This window comes from Variovorax sp. DAIF25 (assembly GCF_050711835.1).
GTDB lineage: Bacteria > Pseudomonadota > Gammaproteobacteria > Burkholderiales > Burkholderiaceae_C > Variovorax.
Map to the genome: position 1 here is coordinate 1,463,584 of NZ_CP136636.1, position 14,360 is coordinate 1,477,943.

The 14,360-nt window shown below is 64.4% G+C and carries 23 protein-coding genes; 12 read left to right on the forward strand and 11 right to left on the reverse strand.

The genetic code is table 11. From position 1 onward, the window contains the following. Positions 1 to 28 precede the first annotated feature (28 nt). The 11 genes from R0232_RS06685 to R0232_RS06735 all read right to left on the reverse strand — a co-directional run bounded on the left by R0232_RS06685 (position 29) and on the right by R0232_RS06735 (position 7,253). Complete coding sequence (locus R0232_RS06685; protein ID WP_431511624.1) at positions 29 to 328, reverse strand: hypothetical protein; 300 nt, start codon at positions 326 to 328, stop codon at positions 29 to 31. Further along, positions 325 to 1,887 (reverse strand): DUF935 domain-containing protein, encoded by a 1,563-nt coding sequence (locus R0232_RS06690; RefSeq protein WP_431511625.1) that lies wholly within the window; start codon positions 1,885 to 1,887, stop codon positions 325 to 327. Before R0232_RS06690 ends, R0232_RS06685 begins: the two co-directional genes overlap by 4 nt. Continuing rightward, positions 1,884 to 3,479 (reverse strand): phage terminase large subunit, encoded by a 1,596-nt coding sequence (terL, locus tag R0232_RS06695; protein WP_431511626.1) that lies wholly within the window; start codon positions 3,477 to 3,479, stop codon positions 1,884 to 1,886. The genes R0232_RS06690 and terL overlap by 4 nt, the downstream gene beginning before the upstream one ends. Beyond that, positions 3,479 to 3,985: a DUF1804 family protein gene (locus R0232_RS06700; protein ID WP_431511627.1), complete on the reverse strand. Its 507-nt coding sequence runs from the start codon at positions 3,983 to 3,985 to the stop codon at positions 3,479 to 3,481. Before R0232_RS06700 ends, terL begins: the two co-directional genes overlap by 1 nt. 3 nt (positions 3,986 to 3,988) lie before the next feature. Continuing rightward, positions 3,989 to 4,276: a hypothetical protein gene (locus R0232_RS06705; RefSeq protein WP_431511628.1), complete on the reverse strand. Its 288-nt coding sequence runs from the start codon at positions 4,274 to 4,276 to the stop codon at positions 3,989 to 3,991. Next, positions 4,273 to 4,485, reverse strand: coding sequence for a TraR/DksA family transcriptional regulator (locus R0232_RS06710; RefSeq protein ID WP_431511629.1), 213 nt, complete (start codon positions 4,483 to 4,485; stop codon positions 4,273 to 4,275). Before R0232_RS06710 ends, R0232_RS06705 begins: the two co-directional genes overlap by 4 nt. Before the next feature lie 3 nt (positions 4,486 to 4,488). Then, a complete protein-coding gene (locus tag R0232_RS06715; RefSeq protein WP_431511630.1) occupies positions 4,489 to 5,019 on the reverse strand; it encodes a hypothetical protein in 531 nt (176 codons plus the stop codon). Then, complete coding sequence (locus R0232_RS06720; protein ID WP_431512870.1) at positions 5,016 to 5,582, reverse strand: transglycosylase SLT domain-containing protein; 567 nt, start codon at positions 5,580 to 5,582, stop codon at positions 5,016 to 5,018. Before R0232_RS06720 ends, R0232_RS06715 begins: the two co-directional genes overlap by 4 nt. Before the next feature lie 157 nt (positions 5,583 to 5,739). Next, positions 5,740 to 6,096, reverse strand: a complete 357-nt coding sequence (locus tag R0232_RS06725; RefSeq protein WP_431511631.1) for a putative holin — start codon at positions 6,094 to 6,096, stop codon at positions 5,740 to 5,742. A gap of 100 nt (positions 6,097 to 6,196) precedes the next feature. Beyond that, a complete protein-coding gene (locus tag R0232_RS06730) occupies positions 6,197 to 6,610 on the reverse strand; it encodes a hypothetical protein (protein ID WP_431511632.1) in 414 nt (137 codons plus the stop codon). 4 nt (positions 6,611 to 6,614) lie between these two features. Beyond that, entirely contained in the window at positions 6,615 to 7,253 is a 639-nt protein-coding gene (locus tag R0232_RS06735; RefSeq protein ID WP_431511633.1) for an XRE family transcriptional regulator, read from the reverse strand. A gap of 231 nt (positions 7,254 to 7,484) precedes the next feature. Here R0232_RS06735 and R0232_RS06740 point away from each other — a divergent pair, with 231 nt between their 5' ends. The 12 genes from R0232_RS06740 to R0232_RS06795 are packed head-to-tail and all read left to right on the forward strand — an operon-like array spanning position 7,485 to position 14,278. Further along, complete coding sequence (locus R0232_RS06740) at positions 7,485 to 7,700, forward strand: DNA-binding protein (RefSeq protein ID WP_431511634.1); 216 nt, start codon at positions 7,485 to 7,487, stop codon at positions 7,698 to 7,700. Between the two features lie 11 nt (positions 7,701 to 7,711). After that, positions 7,712 to 8,752 carry a hypothetical protein gene (locus R0232_RS06745; RefSeq protein ID WP_431511635.1) on the forward strand — a complete coding sequence of 347 codons (1,041 nt, stop codon included), beginning with the start codon at positions 7,712 to 7,714 and terminating at the stop codon, positions 8,750 to 8,752. Beyond that, complete coding sequence (locus tag R0232_RS06750; protein ID WP_431511636.1) at positions 8,752 to 9,018, forward strand: hypothetical protein; 267 nt, start codon at positions 8,752 to 8,754, stop codon at positions 9,016 to 9,018. The genes R0232_RS06745 and R0232_RS06750 overlap by 1 nt, the downstream gene beginning before the upstream one ends. Positions 9,019 to 9,054: 36 nt before the next feature. After that, positions 9,055 to 10,713, forward strand: coding sequence for a Mu transposase C-terminal domain-containing protein (locus R0232_RS06755; protein WP_431511637.1), 1,659 nt, complete (start codon positions 9,055 to 9,057; stop codon positions 10,711 to 10,713). Next, positions 10,710 to 11,702 carry an AAA family ATPase gene (locus R0232_RS06760; protein WP_431511638.1) on the forward strand — a complete coding sequence of 331 codons (993 nt, stop codon included), beginning with the start codon at positions 10,710 to 10,712 and terminating at the stop codon, positions 11,700 to 11,702. The genes R0232_RS06755 and R0232_RS06760 overlap by 4 nt, the downstream gene beginning before the upstream one ends. Continuing rightward, entirely contained in the window at positions 11,699 to 11,959 is a 261-nt protein-coding gene (locus tag R0232_RS06765; RefSeq protein ID WP_431511639.1) for a hypothetical protein, read from the forward strand. The genes R0232_RS06760 and R0232_RS06765 overlap by 4 nt, the downstream gene beginning before the upstream one ends. Beyond that, entirely contained in the window at positions 11,959 to 12,165 is a 207-nt protein-coding gene (locus tag R0232_RS06770; RefSeq protein WP_431511640.1) for a hypothetical protein, read from the forward strand. The genes R0232_RS06765 and R0232_RS06770 overlap by 1 nt, the downstream gene beginning before the upstream one ends. Then, entirely contained in the window at positions 12,162 to 12,440 is a 279-nt protein-coding gene (locus tag R0232_RS06775; protein WP_431511641.1) for a hypothetical protein, read from the forward strand. Before R0232_RS06770 ends, R0232_RS06775 begins: the two co-directional genes overlap by 4 nt. Then, on the forward strand, positions 12,437 to 13,087 hold the full coding sequence (locus R0232_RS06780) for a hypothetical protein (RefSeq protein WP_431511642.1): 651 nt from the start codon (positions 12,437 to 12,439) through the stop codon (positions 13,085 to 13,087). Before R0232_RS06775 ends, R0232_RS06780 begins: the two co-directional genes overlap by 4 nt. Next, positions 13,084 to 13,329: a hypothetical protein gene (locus tag R0232_RS06785; protein ID WP_431511643.1), complete on the forward strand. Its 246-nt coding sequence runs from the start codon at positions 13,084 to 13,086 to the stop codon at positions 13,327 to 13,329. Before R0232_RS06780 ends, R0232_RS06785 begins: the two co-directional genes overlap by 4 nt. A gap of 59 nt (positions 13,330 to 13,388) precedes the next feature. Continuing rightward, entirely contained in the window at positions 13,389 to 13,952 is a 564-nt protein-coding gene (locus tag R0232_RS06790) for a DUF3164 family protein (RefSeq protein WP_431511644.1), read from the forward strand. Beyond that, complete coding sequence (locus R0232_RS06795; protein ID WP_431511645.1) at positions 13,949 to 14,278, forward strand: hypothetical protein; 330 nt, start codon at positions 13,949 to 13,951, stop codon at positions 14,276 to 14,278. The genes R0232_RS06790 and R0232_RS06795 overlap by 4 nt, the downstream gene beginning before the upstream one ends. Positions 14,279 to 14,360 lie beyond the last annotated feature (82 nt).

A 14,360-nucleotide genomic window follows, 5' to 3' on the forward strand; every position in this document is an offset into this window, starting at 1 on the left:
GCATGCGGACGCGTCATGGTGAAGTGCTTCACCCCTGCGCCGCCAGCACCTCGCGGATCAGCGGCAGCGCGTCGATGCGCTTCGCCCGTTCGCCCGCCACAGGCGTCAGCCTGAGAAATTCCGAAGCGGACAGCACCACGCTCTTCGGGAACGGCCAGTGCTCACGACTGACGATCAGATGCACCCTCACGAATGCCTTGCCGCCGGACGTCGAGGCGCTAAAACGCTCGAAGGTGTAGCGGAAGCCATCAAGCCTCCCGCCTTCGATCACACCCTGCAGGGCCAGCTTCGTGGAGCGCTTGGGCGAGCCCTTGAGCCGGAAGCTCACGCCGCGCGCGTGGCCGCGCCGGTCAGCATGGAGTAGGTCAACGCGCGCTCCAGCACCTCGCGCAGCGCCTCGTCGTCCATCTCGCCCACGAGGTCGGCCAGCTTGTCGCGGAACTGCTCCAGCGTCTTCCCCTCGCGCTCATACGCGACCAGCATGCGGTAGATCGGCTCGATCATGTCGTCTTCGATGGCTTGGTCTGCCGCTGCCGCCGCGAGCTGGATCGCCTCGTCCTCGGTGATGCCCGCAGCCTTGGCAAACTCAAAGCCCTCGATCGCGGCGAAGTCCACATCGTCGGCAGACGAATCGGGGTCTTCGCCCAGCGCCGGCCCCGGCTTGGTGGTGCGGCGCGTCGGCATTAAGGCGTCTGCATCGTTCTCGGCCACCGGAATCGCCAGCTCTTCGAGAAAGGCTTTCTTGCTCGGCCGCGCACCCAGATCAGCGGCGACCTTGTAGGCGTCGGCACGCGCCTTGCCCGCAACGGTCTTCTTGTAGAACTCCAGTACGGGCGGGGCCACGCCCTCTCCGAAGTTGAACAGCGTGATCCACTTGAAGATGTACGACATGCCATCGGCGCCGATGTCGCGGTCTGAGTCGTGCACGCCGTCTTGCCGGTCCTTGGCCGTCTCGGCTGCGGCACGCGACCCTACTTCCAAGGCCTCGCCCACCATCGACTGGCTCGTGATGGCCTTGCTCATCTCTCGATTCGACAGAATGATCAAGCGCTCCTGCGGAAGATCGCTGCCCCCGCCCTTCGGCGATAGAAGCTCGACACCGTTCCCGTCCTGAGTCACCAGATACGCGGATTCGATCATCTCCTCGAGTGCCTGGGACAGCTTGTTGATGTCCTCCTCGGTCGAGCCTTGCGGATACCGTGCCACAGGCCAGGGCAGGCCATGGCGCTCGCAGTACTTCACGAGGTATCGCCACCCGCCAGTCTTGTAGAGCCACGGGTAGTAGCACGAGCTGAAGAGCGCCACGCCATACGGGTTGTCATAGGTGGGCATGTGCCGCGAGATCACGAACTGATACGGCTCCACTGGGGCGCCCATCATGTTGCTGCGACTGATCAGCAGCGGGTCGGACTCAGCATTGAAGACGAACCGGCGATTCGGCCTGTCGATCACTTCGGAGGGCAGCAGGTTGCGGCCTTCCATGTTCCAGACCACCTCGTGAGCGCGATAGCCGGTGAAGATGCTGGCGCTCATCTGCCACATCACCTCAAGCCAGTCCGAGATCTTGTTCGGCGCGGTGTTGAGCATCCACTGCTCGCACAGATCGCGCGCCTGCACGCTCTTGGGCTCTCCGTCATTGCCCGGGGCGATCCGGTACTCGTGCGAGCGAAAGGAGCCGCGCATGGAGCGCATTTCGCCCATGACGTGGGCGTCAGCCATGATCGATGCATAGGTGAGCTCTCGCCGCCCGATGTTGCGCAGGATCACGTCGGGATTCGGCAAGTGCATGAGCGAGCCGAGGAAAGTGTTCGGGTCCGTGGCCGACGACGCGACGGACTTGCCGAAAAAGCCGCGCACCGATTGGACTGCGCCTCGAAGGAGATTCATTTTCTTTTCCCAAGTCGGATAACGGGGATACCGCCGGCCCGCGACACCGCGAGTTTCCATAGCATTTCAAGCGCATCGGGGCCGTCGTCGTGGTCGGCCTCGGGCCAGTGGCGAAGCTGGGTGTTGAGCACGGTGTGCTCTTGCTTGAAGCGGATCAGCCCGTTGAAGACGTGCGGGCTGAGCGACTCGATGCGCAAGTCCTTGTCGTCGTGCGGAATGACGGGCAGCGCGGGAACCGGCGTGCCTTCCTTCGCGGAGCGCGCCACGAGCTGGGCGCGCATGAACTCCTGGAACTGCACTGCCTCGAAAGCCCAAACGATGCAGTTCCACTCCTTCTGCGCCCGGATGATGTGGCTGATCTGCAGGTCGGGGGTGCGCCGCGCGACGATGGCCTCCACCACATCGAGGATGCCGTGCTCACGGTCGAAACCACCGACCAGAGTGGCGGCCGGGTCGCGCTTCTTGTTCTTGCGGCCAAGACTGGGATCGTGGGCGCCATAGAACACCCAGTCTCGGCACGGTTGCACCCAGAATTGCATCGAGCTGAAGAACGACGCTTCATCGTTCGTCGGATCGTTCTGATATTCGCAATCGAAGGCGTGGTGGTCCCCCGAGCGAATCTTCATCAGCCGCAGCAGCGGTCGGACCGTGGGCCAGCTCACTACGGCGCCCGCATCCATCGCACGGCGCTGGCGGGCATAGAAAGCGTCGGCGGCTTCCTCGCCTTCGTTGATGAAGATTTCCTCCCACTCCTGCCAGAGGTCCATTCGATCCGGCCAGCGAACGATCGCTTTGAACTTCATGCGCTTCCACAGCGGGTTGCGGTGGGTGCGGTTTGCCACTGAATCGAAGTGCAGGATCGTGTTCGGATAGAGCACGTCCATCGAGCCGTCCGGCGGGCCGAGCGGAAGCACCACCTTCTTCACCCAGGCCTCCAGCTTGTCGCGCTGCTCTTTGCTGCGCACGTTCTCGTCATTCTCGATGTCATCGAGGATCACGAGATCGGGCCGGTAGGGGCCATGCCGCTGGCCGCGAATGCTCTTGCTGCCGCTGCCGAAGGCCTGAATCTTCATGCCATTGCGCGTCACGATGACCGAGGCGTTCCAGACCGCACCGGCGCCAACGGCATCGGGAAAGTCCATCGCCAGCCGTGGATTGCTTTCCTCCTCGACCTTGATCGCGGCGAGCATCGTCGCGGCTTGGTCGAAAGCGCCCATCGCGATCGGCACGAAGTGTTTGCGCTTCGTGATGTCACACCAGATCACGAAGATTTGGCTCGCCAGGGTCGATTTCGCCTCGCCACGCGGGGCCGAGAATTCGATCAGTTGGCCGGTCGGTAGGTCGATCGCCTTGGGCACTTCATCGTAGAACCACCGATGAAAGATCGACGGCTCGCTCTTGATGTAGTGCGGAAAGTACGTCCGCGCAAAGAACTCGAAGTCGTACATGGCGCGCGTGCGCCGCCTGTCCCTGGCCGCGTGGTCGGTGGAAAAGCCATCGCACTCGGCCTCGATGAGCTTGCGCTGCTCTTCGGCGTAGGCGCGCAGCTCGTCGAGGAACTGCTTTTCCTTGAGTAGCTTCTGCCGCGCCATCAGGCACCACTCCCGAACTCGCGCACCAAGGCATCGCCTGCGGCTTCGGTCGCTTCGAGAAACTGACTGCGCATCTTCGGGAAGCGCTCGGCAATGAAGGCGTTGAAGAACTTCATCACGTCCATGGCCACGGCGAGGCGGTTGGCATTGGGCATAGCCCGGCTCGCCGCACTGATCGCCTTGTTGTAGCCGTCCATCAGGCGCACAAGGATGTCAGCGCGATCCGCGGCCTTCATGTTCGGGTCGTTTTTCACCGCTTCGAGGGTGGCAAGGAACTGCTCGGCCAGCTCGCCGAGCACCTCGTTCGCCATTTCCTCGACCCCGCTCTTCGTCATGCGGCGAGCGTTCTTCGCGATGTCCCAGTCGTTGCCCGCTTCCGCGTCCACGCGCTTCCAGTTGCGCGCGGTGTTGTACGGGACCTTGTGCGCGGCGGCGGCGGTCGCCAGCGGTGCGCCCTGGATGTACTTGGCGCGAACCTTGTTGCGGGTGGACTTGTCGTATGCCATTGCTTAGCGGCTCGCGACGTACTCGATCAGCTTGAGGGTCGCGGTGGCGATGGCGCCCGAGAGCGCGCCGCCGCTTGCCGCTTTGAGGGCCGTGCTGCGCTCGTTCTTCTCCAGCGTCACTACGCGGGCCTCCACGCCGGTGATGCGGCCCTCGACGGCATGCCGGAAGTCGTTGATGCGCTGGTGCGTGGACTCGTGGTTCTGCTGGATCAGTTGCGTCATCACGGCGAGCTGCCCTTCAAGCTTGCCGATGTGTGCCAGCAGAATCGAATGGTTGTCAGGTGCGGTCATCTCGGCCGTCTTTCGTGGAGTGCTTGACAGGCAACACAGCGAATCGCGCTCGGCGCTGCCACGCGCCTTGCCGGGGGGATGTCTTCGCCACAGTCTTCGCAGTCGTCGCGACCTGGGCCGCTGGCTGCTCGTGCACGGAACAGGCGCAGCGCTTCATCGCGCCGCGCCTGCTCTAGTTCGCTTGCTTGTTCGAGATACTTTTCGTCCAAGGCTCACAGCCCTCCGTTGAGAGCTGCAGGAACTGCAGGAGGCGACACGTCTGCGAGGCCAGGTCGTGGTAGGCCTTCGCCACCTCTCGGTGATTCGCTTCCAGCTCCTGAATCGCGCCCGAAGCCGGCTGCGGCAGTGGCTTCGGGCGCGTGATCAGGTTGGCCGGCGGCTGTACCTCGATCGGGTCCGCCTCCAGCATTCGCGGCGCGCCAGAGCTGCAGGCGGTCATCAGGCAGCACGTAGCGATCATCAGCAGCAGTCGGCGCATTCGCGGCCTCCTTCGAAAGTCGTTGAAAAAGGGCATCGAGTGCGGCGCGGTCCTGCTCGCGCAGCTCGCCGGCCTCGGCCGCGCGCTTGAGCGTGCTGCGGGTCTTGGCCCTCTGCTTGGCCTCGATGTGCGCATTGCCGTCTGCCGTGGCCTCGACGTTTGCGAGGCGATCGCTCGCGCCGCCCCATTGCCAGATGCCGTAGCCGACCAGCAGCAGGAGGCCGAGGACGACGGCCGCTGCGATCAGCTTCACCGTGCCGGTCATTCGCAGCTCCCTCGGCCCCAGGTGCGATAGAGCTGCTCGTGCTGCCGCAGGATCACCTCGGGGTAGTGCGCGTTCTCGCGCTGGCTTGCCGGATAGATGCCCGGATTGATGGCGCACGTCACGCCGAGGCACAGGCCTGGCTTCTCGCTGCGCTGCTGGCGCTTGTAGACCCAGCCCAGCCCGCCGTTGTAGGCCGACAAGGCGAATGCCATGCGCTCGCAGGCGTTGTCAGCCTTGATGCGATCGAACAGCCATTTGTCGTAGGTCACCAGCCCACGAAGCGCCCACGTCGGATTGAGCGGCGCTCGCTCGCTCAAGCCGGCGTCCACGCCGCCTATCCATGCGGCCGTGGACGGCATGAACTGCGCGAGGCCAAGGGCACCTACGGGCGAGCGCGCATCGACGCGCCAGCGGCTTTCCTGATGCACCTGTGCGGCGAAGGTCGCCACGGGTGCATCGAGGCCCCAGATGCGCTGCGCCTCGCGCTTGAGCGCGGCGCGGTGCTGCAGCGCTTCGCGCGGGATGGCCTGGGCGTAGGCCGGTGCGCCGCAGCATGCGAGCATCGCGCCGAGCAGGAGCACCGCCCCGATCAGGATCAGGATGTACCTGCCCCAGTCGCGCACGAGGCGCGCGCGAGGCGGGATGTAGCGCGTGGAGGTCGCGTGCAGCATCGGCGACGCGCTGCTGCGCCGATCCCACCACAGAGCATTGCGCGGCATGTCAGGCGCCCAGGCCCACGCAGATCAGGGCGGCGGCGACGATGATCGCGCGGCGCAGCATGGCGTGACCGTAGGCCGGGGCGGTCAGCGATGCGCCTAGGACGCCACACGCTGAATCGCCGGCCTCGGGCTGCGGCACCTCCTCGGGCTCTTCGAGGTACGTATGGGGACGGTCGTACGGGAACAGTGCGCGGTCGAGCCAGTAGCCCACCCAGCCGCCGAGCGACAGCAGATGTGCTTTGTAGACCGACACCGCGAGCACGTTGCCCGGCGAGGTGGATTGCAGCAGGATCGCGAGGCCGGCGAGGACCAGCGACACCAGCAGCCAGGGGAGAAGACGCGAAGAGTTTTCGGGCATGGGCCACTCCAGACAGAATGAAAAAGGGCTTCCAACGGGAAGCCCTAATGTCTGGAAATGGCGCGTTCAGGTCATGGTGAAGCGCTTCACCGGCGCGATCTCAATCTCGTTTGCGGCACACGCCTGCCTCGCATCTGACAGCGGCAGCTTGGATCATCGTCTCACCACTGCTGCCGGTCGCCTTGCCCAGCTCGCGGCACTTGTTGCTCGCGTCGAGCAATGCGAACCCCTGCGCATTGAGGTGATTCAGGACCTCGATGCGCTCAAGGCGCATGCGCTGGAACGCTCCCGGGCTCTGCCATTGTTCGCCGCAAATGAGGTGCACAGCCGTTGAATAGAAAGTCGGAGAGACAAGAGGCTTGTCCATCACAAGGCGCAAGCTCCCCTCTTTCAACGACCACGATTGCAGCGACAGGTTGCTGATGGCTGCTCTCACTCCATCCGGCACAGGCTCTGAGAGTGCAAAGCCTGAGAGAAACGCTGTTGCAAAGAAAAGCACTGCTCGCTTTTTCATTTGATCACCACTCGTGTGTAGAGGCCCGAACGCGGCCAACGATCGAAACACCATCGGTCTTCGACAGATCAATGTCATAGGTCGGATAGTCGGTGTTCGCGCTGCTAACCCGCAACATCCCTTCGGGCAGGAGCTGGCAATACTTGACGAGCAGCTCTTCGCCCTGAAGGAGCACATAAGCCCGGCCACTCTTCGGCGTCGTGTCACTGACATCCACCAGCACCTTGTCACCGTCGCTCAGGCGCGGAAGCATTGACTCCCCGACCACATCGATGACCTTCAGGTGGGTCGGGTTGAGCATGCGTTTCGCGAGCCATTTTTTGCTGAAGCTGAGCCCGCCATTCGATAGCTCATCCGCATTTACAGCGCCCGGCCCTGCGCTCGCAGCGACGGCATGCTGGGGGATCACGACGAAATCATCGTTGCTAGCCACTCGGCGGCCCGTGATTACGTAGGTGATATCTACGCCCAGTTCTGCCGCGTTGTGAAGGTATTCGGCATCGGGCGATCGCTCGCCTGCTTCGTAGTTGAACTGCGAGGTTTTGCTCACTCCCGCCTTCGTACCGAAATCGGCTTGGGCGAGCCCGAGTCTCTGGCGCTCCAGCTTCAGCCGCTCACCGATTTCCACGTTTGTTGACTTCATTCGTTCGCCTGTTGCGCTCACCGTGAATTCACCGTGAACGGGCGGCGAGTATGTCACCAACGAAACGGCATGCCTAGGCAGACGAAATCCTTCAATCGGAGGATTCCCTAGACCCTCTTCTACGGATAGTTCAACGAAACGACACTTTTCCTCTTGCATTACCTCGTTTGTTGAACTACAGTTCCTCACTGTTGAATGTCAGTCAATCAACGGTCAACAAACGAGGTACTCATGTCATCAAGGAAAGCGGTTGTTTCGGGAAGTTCAGGGCGTCATGCCGACCCCCATGCGGCCAAGGAAGCGCTGTACGCGAAAGGCGTCACGCTCAAGGAGTTCGCCGAGAAGAACGGCTTCAAGTACCGCACCGTCAGCGAGGTGGTGCGGGGCGTGAATAAGGGCCTGTACGGCGAAGGCCACAAGGTCGCCGTTGCTCTGCGGATCAAGTGAGGGCGATGGACATGGCAAAGAAGCAATCCACCGCCGTCGCTGTCGCGCCCGCCGCCGCAGCGCAAGCCGAAACGGCGCACGTTGTCCGTTTCGAGATTTCCGACAACGTCATCGGATTTGCGTCCGGCCTCGGTGTCGATCTGACAGCGCCGCTCGAAGAGCGCGCCGACCTCGCTGCCCAGCACATGAACCGCTCGCAGCGCCACATGCTCGCGGCAGGCCTGCTGCTGGCGTCCATGAAGAACGACTGCCAGCACGGCGAATTTCTGGTGTTGATCGGGGAGCGTGGCTTCGAAGAGCGCGCCGCTCAACGCTCGATGCAGTACGCGCAGTTCGTCCTCTCTCGCTCGGACGCGGAGCGCGAATTTCTGCTTGGCCAACCGCAAAGCAAGGTGCTCGCACTTGCCAGCGCGGATGCGGCAGTCATCGAAAGCCTGCTCGCCGATGGCGAGGAAGGCGACCTCGACAGCCTGAGCGTGCGTGCACTGCGCCAGCGCATCAAGGACGCGGAAGCCCAACTCGCCGACTTGGCGGTCGAGCGCGATACGGCGCAGGCCGAGCGCGATGGCCTTGCCAAGAAGCTCAAGAAGCGCGCCCGTGACGCCGAGGACCACGACGGTACGCCCGAGGTGGTCGCCGACATCCGCGCGGAACAGGTCGCCCTCCTCAAGAAGGCCGAGCTGTCGATCGAGTCCCTGCACCCGGTGCTCGTGGAGCTGGTCGGCTACAGCGGCCACGAGCTGATGGGCGTGTGGGTTCATCCCACGGTGCGCCTCGCACTGTCTGGCCTCGTCGCCCTGCGCATCCTGATCGACGGAAAGATCAAGGCCTGCGCCGACGCCCTGGGCGACGACGAGAAGAAGCTGCAGTCGCAGCCCGACAGCCTCGCTTTCCTCGATGCGGGCGAAATCGCCGCGCTGGCCGAGGAGTTCCCGCGACTGATCACGACCCATCAATACGAGGCCGACCAGCGAGCGCACGAGCGCAAGCAGGCCAAGCCACGCGGCAAGGGCCGCCCCGAGGCCGCGCCCAAGGCGCCGGAGGTGAAGTGATGCACAGCCCTCAAGCCTCTGCACGCCAGCGCGTGCCAGCCCGTGTAAGCCGGATCAAGGCCCGTCAAGTCCGCATTGGCGAGGTCATGCAGGCCATGCGCGATTGCACTCGTGGAATCACGCCGCAGAACTACTACGTATCGCGCGGTTTCCGCGTGCTCCACGACTTGTGGTGCTGCACGCTGGCGTCCACGCCCGACGCCGAGGACCGTCTCAGGGAATCTGCTCGCCTGTGCATCGCGCACGGCTGCGAGCCGCGCGCCTGAGTCCACCAGCCACCCGACCCCCCTACAGGTGACGACATGGGCGCAGTCCTCGCAATGACCAAAGACATCAGGCAGATGAGCGATCTTCCCGCTGCGCTGAACCCCGATCCGTGGGAGAGCGCCAGCGAATCAGCCCGCAAGGTCGCGGGCTTCCGCGAAGCGCTCGTGTCCCCTCTGGCTGCCCTCGTGAACGACGGGGCCAGCATCAACCATGCAGCACGGCTGCTGTGGGTTCAGCTGAGCAACGGCACGGCGAACCCCCACACGCTGCACATTGCCCGCGTGCTCGGCTCCAAGGGCCTGAGTGCGCCCAACATCAAGCGCTGGCTGTCGGCCTACCTCAAGGGCGACAAGGCATCGCTGCTGCCGAAGTACACGGGCCGCGTGCGCCAGGACTACGGGTGGGAAGCGCGTGCCGTCGCGCTCTACAACCTGCCCGGCAAACCCGGCTATGCCGACGTGGCTTCGAAGCTCATTGAAGAGGGCTTTGAAGACGTGACCGACAGCAGGGTGAAGCGCTACATCAAGGCGCTTCCCGCGACCCTGGGCGAGTACAGCCCCGCGCGCGTCGGCAAGCACCTCCACCGCCTCACCCGGCGCACCTTCCAGCGCCGCAGCGTGGCCGACGTGCTGGTGGGCGAAATCTACGCAGGCGACGGTCACACGGTCGATTGCTACGTGGCGCACCCCAACACCGGCAAGGTGTACCGGCCCGAGCTGACCGTCTTCATCGACATCAAGAGCCGGTACATCAGCGGCTGGTATCTCACCGAGTCGGAAAGCGCGGTGTCCACCATGTTCGCGCTGAGCCACGCGATGCAGCAGCACAACCACGTCCCCGCATGGGTGTACGTGGACCGGGGCCCCGGCTACCGCGCTCAGATGCTCAGCGACGAGTCCACGGGCTTCTACGCGCGCTTCGACATCGGGCTGATCGGCGCCTTGCCGGGCAACCCGCACGGCAAGGGCTGGATCGAGCGCTTCTTCCGCACGGTGAGGGACAAGCACGATAAATTTTTCGCCGGCGGACAGTTCTACTGCGGCGACGACATGGCGCCCGAGATCAATCGGCGCCTGAGCACCGAGTGCAACACCGGCAAGCGCGAGCTGCCGAGCCTGCAGCAGTACGTCGATAGCTTCACCCGCTGGCTGGAGCACTACCACCACCAGCCGATGGACGTGCTCGGCGGGCGCACGCCGGCCCAGGTGTGGGCCGAGCTGACGCCGGTAGGCGTCGAGCTGGACATGGCGTCGATCGCGCGGCCTCGCGAAGAGTGCACGGTGGGGCGCCAGCAGATTCGCCTTCACAACCGCTTCTATTTCGCCGAGGCGCTCGCGCTGTACGACGCGATGAAGGTCGATGTCGAGTACGACCTGCACAACGATGCCCGCGTGTGGATCTTCGACAAGAAGGGTCGCTTCGTGTGCCCCGCGGTGCTCGTGCACACGAAGGGTGTGCTGCCCGCAAGCCGCCTCGAAGAAGGCCGGGATCGCCGCCTGCAGGGCCAGGAAAAGCGCCTGCAGCGAAAGCTCGAGGAGGCACGCGCCCGTCGCAATGACCCGCTCGACGCAGGCGATCAGCTCGCCGCGCTGGAGTCCCTCAGCAGCTTGCCGCTGCTGCCCCCGCCACCCCCGCCGCCGCCCGGCAGCAACGTGATCGACATCGACCTGCTCTCTTGGAGGAAAGACCAATGAACGCCACCGCAGCTCAAGCCGCATCGCCCATCAAGGCGAAGGACCACTACACCCCCGAGGACATCCAGAAGGCTGGGCAGGTGCTCGACTGGCTGGAGAGGAACAAGCAGTCCCGCGCGTGGCTCGCGAAGCGCGCCAGCCTGCCCAGCGGGACGTTGAGTCAGGTTCTGTCCGGCAAGTACGTGAGCAGCCCGACGAAGCAGCTCAATCAGCTCCTGTCGGTGCTGGAGACCGAGACCGAGCGTCTCAAGGACGGCACGCCCGACTACGTGGTGGGCAGCGTGCACAAGCTCCTGCGGGTGGTGTGCGACCGCACCCGCAAGCAGCAAAACTTCGGCGTGATCACCGGTTATGTCGGCATCGGCAAGTCGCGGTTCTGCGTCGAGTACCAGAAGGCCAACCCGCTCACGCTGCTGATCGAGGTGAGCCCGGGCATGACGCCGGGCGTGTTCATGGATGAGCTGCTCGAGAAGCTCAACAACGCGGTGCCGCACGGCCTGAGCGCGAAGTTCAAGGAGATCAAGCGCATCCTCAAGGGTACGAACTACCTGATCCTCGTGGACGAAGCCGAGAAGATGAGCGCCTCGGCCATGGAGTACCTGCGCCGCATCCGCGACACCTCGCAGGTCGGCGTCGTGCTGGTGGGCACCGAGAAGCTCACCACACTGATCAAGCCGAGACACGGGGTGTTCCAACAGGTCTACAGCCGTGTCGGCATGTGGCCCAAGACCATCGAGACGATCACCCGCGACGACGCCGACGACATCGTGCGCCGGACCTTCGCGGACGCCGAGCTGCCCGACGATCTGCTCGATGTCCTGTGGGCCTACTGCGAGGGCAGCGCCCGCATGCTCACCGAGAACCTGCTGCCGGCCCTGCGCGACTTCGGGGTGACAGCGGGCAAGTCCCTGTCGGGCGATTTAATGCACGCGATCGCGGGCAAGGTGCTGTTCATGGAGCGCCCCAGCGCTCAGGGTGACCGGGCATGAGCACGCGCATCGGATGGATCAAGCGCCGCGCGCGCCAGTTCACGCGCGAGTTCGGCACGCCGCGTCACAAGGCCGTGCGCTACGCGGCCGACGACTGGAAGGCCTTCAAGGGGCGCAGGCTCACTTGCGAGGAGCTGGGCGTGTGCCAAGCCCGCGAGAACTGCGGCTGCTCGAAAGGCCCGTACACCGCGAGGCCAAGTCGCTCCATGGCGGACTTCCGCCGCTTCCTCTCGCGCACCACCGGGGAGGCGCTGTGATGCGTCGCACGAAGCAAAACCGCACCGTCCTCCACTGGCTGGGCGACCTGGGCATCGTCGGTTTCGCCATGCTCTGCACCTTCCTCGCCACCGAGGCAATGCAGGACTACAGCGAGCGCATGGCAGACGCGCAGCGCCTGGAGCGCGTGCACACGGCCGGGATGGCCATCGGCGCCGCCATGTGCGTGCGGGAGCCGCAGCCATGAACCAGCCAGGCACAACCGGCCGGCACCTCGACCACGACACCCTGATGCTCTGGGTCGAGCTGGTGACCGAGGGCGGCTATCACAACCTGCGGCAAGTCCGTCGCACATGGTGCGCGGCCTGCGAGCCCGAGACGGTGCGCGAGCGCCTCACTCGCCTGTGCGACAACGGCATGCTGCGCGAGCGGCGCGTCGGTACGAAGCACGCAACCTATGGCGTGACGACGAAGTGCATCGCGCCCCCGGGCTATGAACACCTGATGGGAGTGTCGTCTTGAGCGCGGCCGACCTCACTCATACCTGCGCGGTCTGCGGCGCCGAAGAGAGCCTCGACGTGGTGCTCGTGCGCATCTTCCCCGACGAAGACGTTCGCCTGCTGGTCGAGGAGCTGATCACCAAGGCCTTGCCGCTGGGCGGCCTGCTGCTGCGCTACCTGCGGCTGCACAAGCCTGCCAAGCAGCGCCTGCGCATGTCCACAGTGCGCAAGGTGTTGGCCGAGCTGGTGCCCGACGTGCAGCGGACCTCGATCGAGCGCAAGGGCCGCGTGTGGATGGTCTCGCCAGACCTCTGGCGTGCGGCCTTTCAGACGGTGTTCGATGCGGCCGAGAAGGGGAAGCTCCTGCTGCCCTTGGAGGGGAACGGCTACCTCTACGGCGTGCTGGCAAACATGGCGGATCGACGCGAGGCGGTTGCCGAGGAGGAGCGCGAGCATGCCAGACGGCACCACCGCGAAGAACCCGTCGCCAGGACGCTGGATGAGCTGGAAGGTGCTGGCCTATCCCCCGGTGCTATCGGCGAGCGCCTGGGCCGTTCTGAGCCCGAGGACGACCCCGAGGCGGCCGAGAAGGCTGCTGCGATCCGGCAGCAGCTCAGGGAAGCGCGCGCAGCACGGATCGCGCGGCAGCAGGAAGGCGACCAGCCATGAAGGTCAACGCCAATCAGTTCCTGTACTTCATCGACTTGCTCCACGAGTTGAAGAAGGCCATGGGCGAAGGGCACACGGTGGTCGCGTTCGCCCACTCCTGGGGAGGGGATAGCTGCTACGGCGATCGCGACGGACCGCGCCTCGACATCGAGTTCGAAGCGCGCATTACCCGCATCAACGGCGAGGCAGTGCCTCGTATCACGCAAAGCAAGAAGGCAACGAAGAAGGAAACGAAGCAATGACTACTGAAAACAGCATCCCGGCCGGCTACTGGCAAGACGCCAACGGCGCACTGATCCCCGTGAGCAAGATCAAGCCCATCGACAAGGACCGCCATCAAACCGTGGTCGGCCTTTGCGAGCAGGCCAAGGCCGAGAGTGCCCGCCTCGCCGGCTTCAAGCTCACCGCCGTGGAGCGCATGGATAGCTTCATCGATCGCAGCGCGGCCGAGTATGGCGTCGAGCTGCGTGGCACGAAGGGCAAGGGCAACGTGACGATGACCAGCTTCGACGGCAAGTTCAAGATCGTGCGGCAGGTCCAAGAAAAGATTTCCTTCGATGAACGACTGCAGCACGCGAAGGAGCTGATCGACCAATGCATCCACGAGTGGGGCAAGGGCAGCAAAGCCGAGATCAAGGTGCTGGTCGGCCATGCCTTTCAGGTGGACAAGGCCGGCGAGATCAGCGTGGGCCGCGTGCTCAGCCTGCGCCGGCTGGACATCACCGACGAGAAGTGGGTCAAGGCCATGAAGGCGATCAACGAAAGCATGCAGGTCGCGAGCACGAAGGCCTACACGCGCTTCTACGAGCGCGATGACGCGAGCGGCGAGTATGTGCCGATCACTCTGGACGTGGCGGCTGTATGAGCGCGAAGAACCAGCGTCCGACGGACGACCAGATCACCGAAGAAATCCTTGCGCTGATCAACGTCAAGCAGCTTGTGAAGCCCCGCACGGCTTTCGGCGACGACAACCACGCGGCGATCGATGCGCAGCGCGAAGTCCTCGCAGAGCGCCTCTCCATGGATGTGATCTACGACCGCTTCGGCAGCGATGAAGAAGACGAAGACGCCTTCGATGACCTCTTCGATCAGCACGCGCTCGATGCCGCCCTCGAAGCGCGCGCATGGATGTCCGGTGAGCGCGACGTAGACACCGGCCGGCCCAGCAAGGGATGGGGGGTGTCGGTCTGATGAACACCGAGCCCGCATCGCCCTGGTGGCCAGTGGAGGACACCGAGCAGCCCAAGACGCCGATCGGTCCGACCGACGTTTG

Bases quoted from the DNA above. Each gene is read 5' to 3' on its own strand.
- R0232_RS06690 (WP_431511625.1), bottom strand. From the start codon at position 1,887: ATGAATCTCCTTCGAGGCGCAGTCCAATCGGTGCGCGGCTTTTTCGGC.
- terL (WP_431511626.1), bottom strand. From the start codon at position 3,479: ATGGCGCGGCAGAAGCTACTCAAGGAAAAGCAGTTCCTCGACGAGCTG.
- R0232_RS06700 (WP_431511627.1), bottom strand. From the start codon at position 3,985: ATGGCATACGACAAGTCCACCCGCAACAAGGTTCGCGCCAAGTACATC.
- R0232_RS06705 (WP_431511628.1), bottom strand. From the start codon at position 4,276: ATGACCGCACCTGACAACCATTCGATTCTGCTGGCACACATCGGCAAG.
- R0232_RS06715 (WP_431511630.1), bottom strand. From the start codon at position 5,019: ATGACCGGCACGGTGAAGCTGATCGCAGCGGCCGTCGTCCTCGGCCTC.
- R0232_RS06720 (WP_431512870.1), bottom strand. From the start codon at position 5,582: ATGCTCGCATGCTGCGGCGCACCGGCCTACGCCCAGGCCATCCCGCGC.
- R0232_RS06725 (WP_431511631.1), bottom strand. From the start codon at position 6,096: ATGCCCGAAAACTCTTCGCGTCTTCTCCCCTGGCTGCTGGTGTCGCTG.
- R0232_RS06730 (WP_431511632.1), bottom strand. From the start codon at position 6,610: ATGAAAAAGCGAGCAGTGCTTTTCTTTGCAACAGCGTTTCTCTCAGGC.
- R0232_RS06735 (WP_431511633.1), bottom strand. From the start codon at position 7,253: ATGAAGTCAACAAACGTGGAAATCGGTGAGCGGCTGAAGCTGGAGCGC.
- R0232_RS06740 (WP_431511634.1), top strand. From the start codon at position 7,485: ATGTCATCAAGGAAAGCGGTTGTTTCGGGAAGTTCAGGGCGTCATGCC.
- R0232_RS06745 (WP_431511635.1), top strand. From the start codon at position 7,712: ATGGCAAAGAAGCAATCCACCGCCGTCGCTGTCGCGCCCGCCGCCGCA.
- R0232_RS06750 (WP_431511636.1), top strand. From the start codon at position 8,752: ATGCACAGCCCTCAAGCCTCTGCACGCCAGCGCGTGCCAGCCCGTGTA.
- R0232_RS06755 (WP_431511637.1), top strand. From the start codon at position 9,055: ATGGGCGCAGTCCTCGCAATGACCAAAGACATCAGGCAGATGAGCGAT.
- R0232_RS06760 (WP_431511638.1), top strand. From the start codon at position 10,710: ATGAACGCCACCGCAGCTCAAGCCGCATCGCCCATCAAGGCGAAGGAC.
- R0232_RS06765 (WP_431511639.1), top strand. From the start codon at position 11,699: ATGAGCACGCGCATCGGATGGATCAAGCGCCGCGCGCGCCAGTTCACG.
- R0232_RS06770 (WP_431511640.1), top strand. From the start codon at position 11,959: ATGCGTCGCACGAAGCAAAACCGCACCGTCCTCCACTGGCTGGGCGAC.
- R0232_RS06775 (WP_431511641.1), top strand. From the start codon at position 12,162: ATGAACCAGCCAGGCACAACCGGCCGGCACCTCGACCACGACACCCTG.
- R0232_RS06785 (WP_431511643.1), top strand. From the start codon at position 13,084: ATGAAGGTCAACGCCAATCAGTTCCTGTACTTCATCGACTTGCTCCAC.
- R0232_RS06795 (WP_431511645.1), top strand. From the start codon at position 13,949: ATGAGCGCGAAGAACCAGCGTCCGACGGACGACCAGATCACCGAAGAA.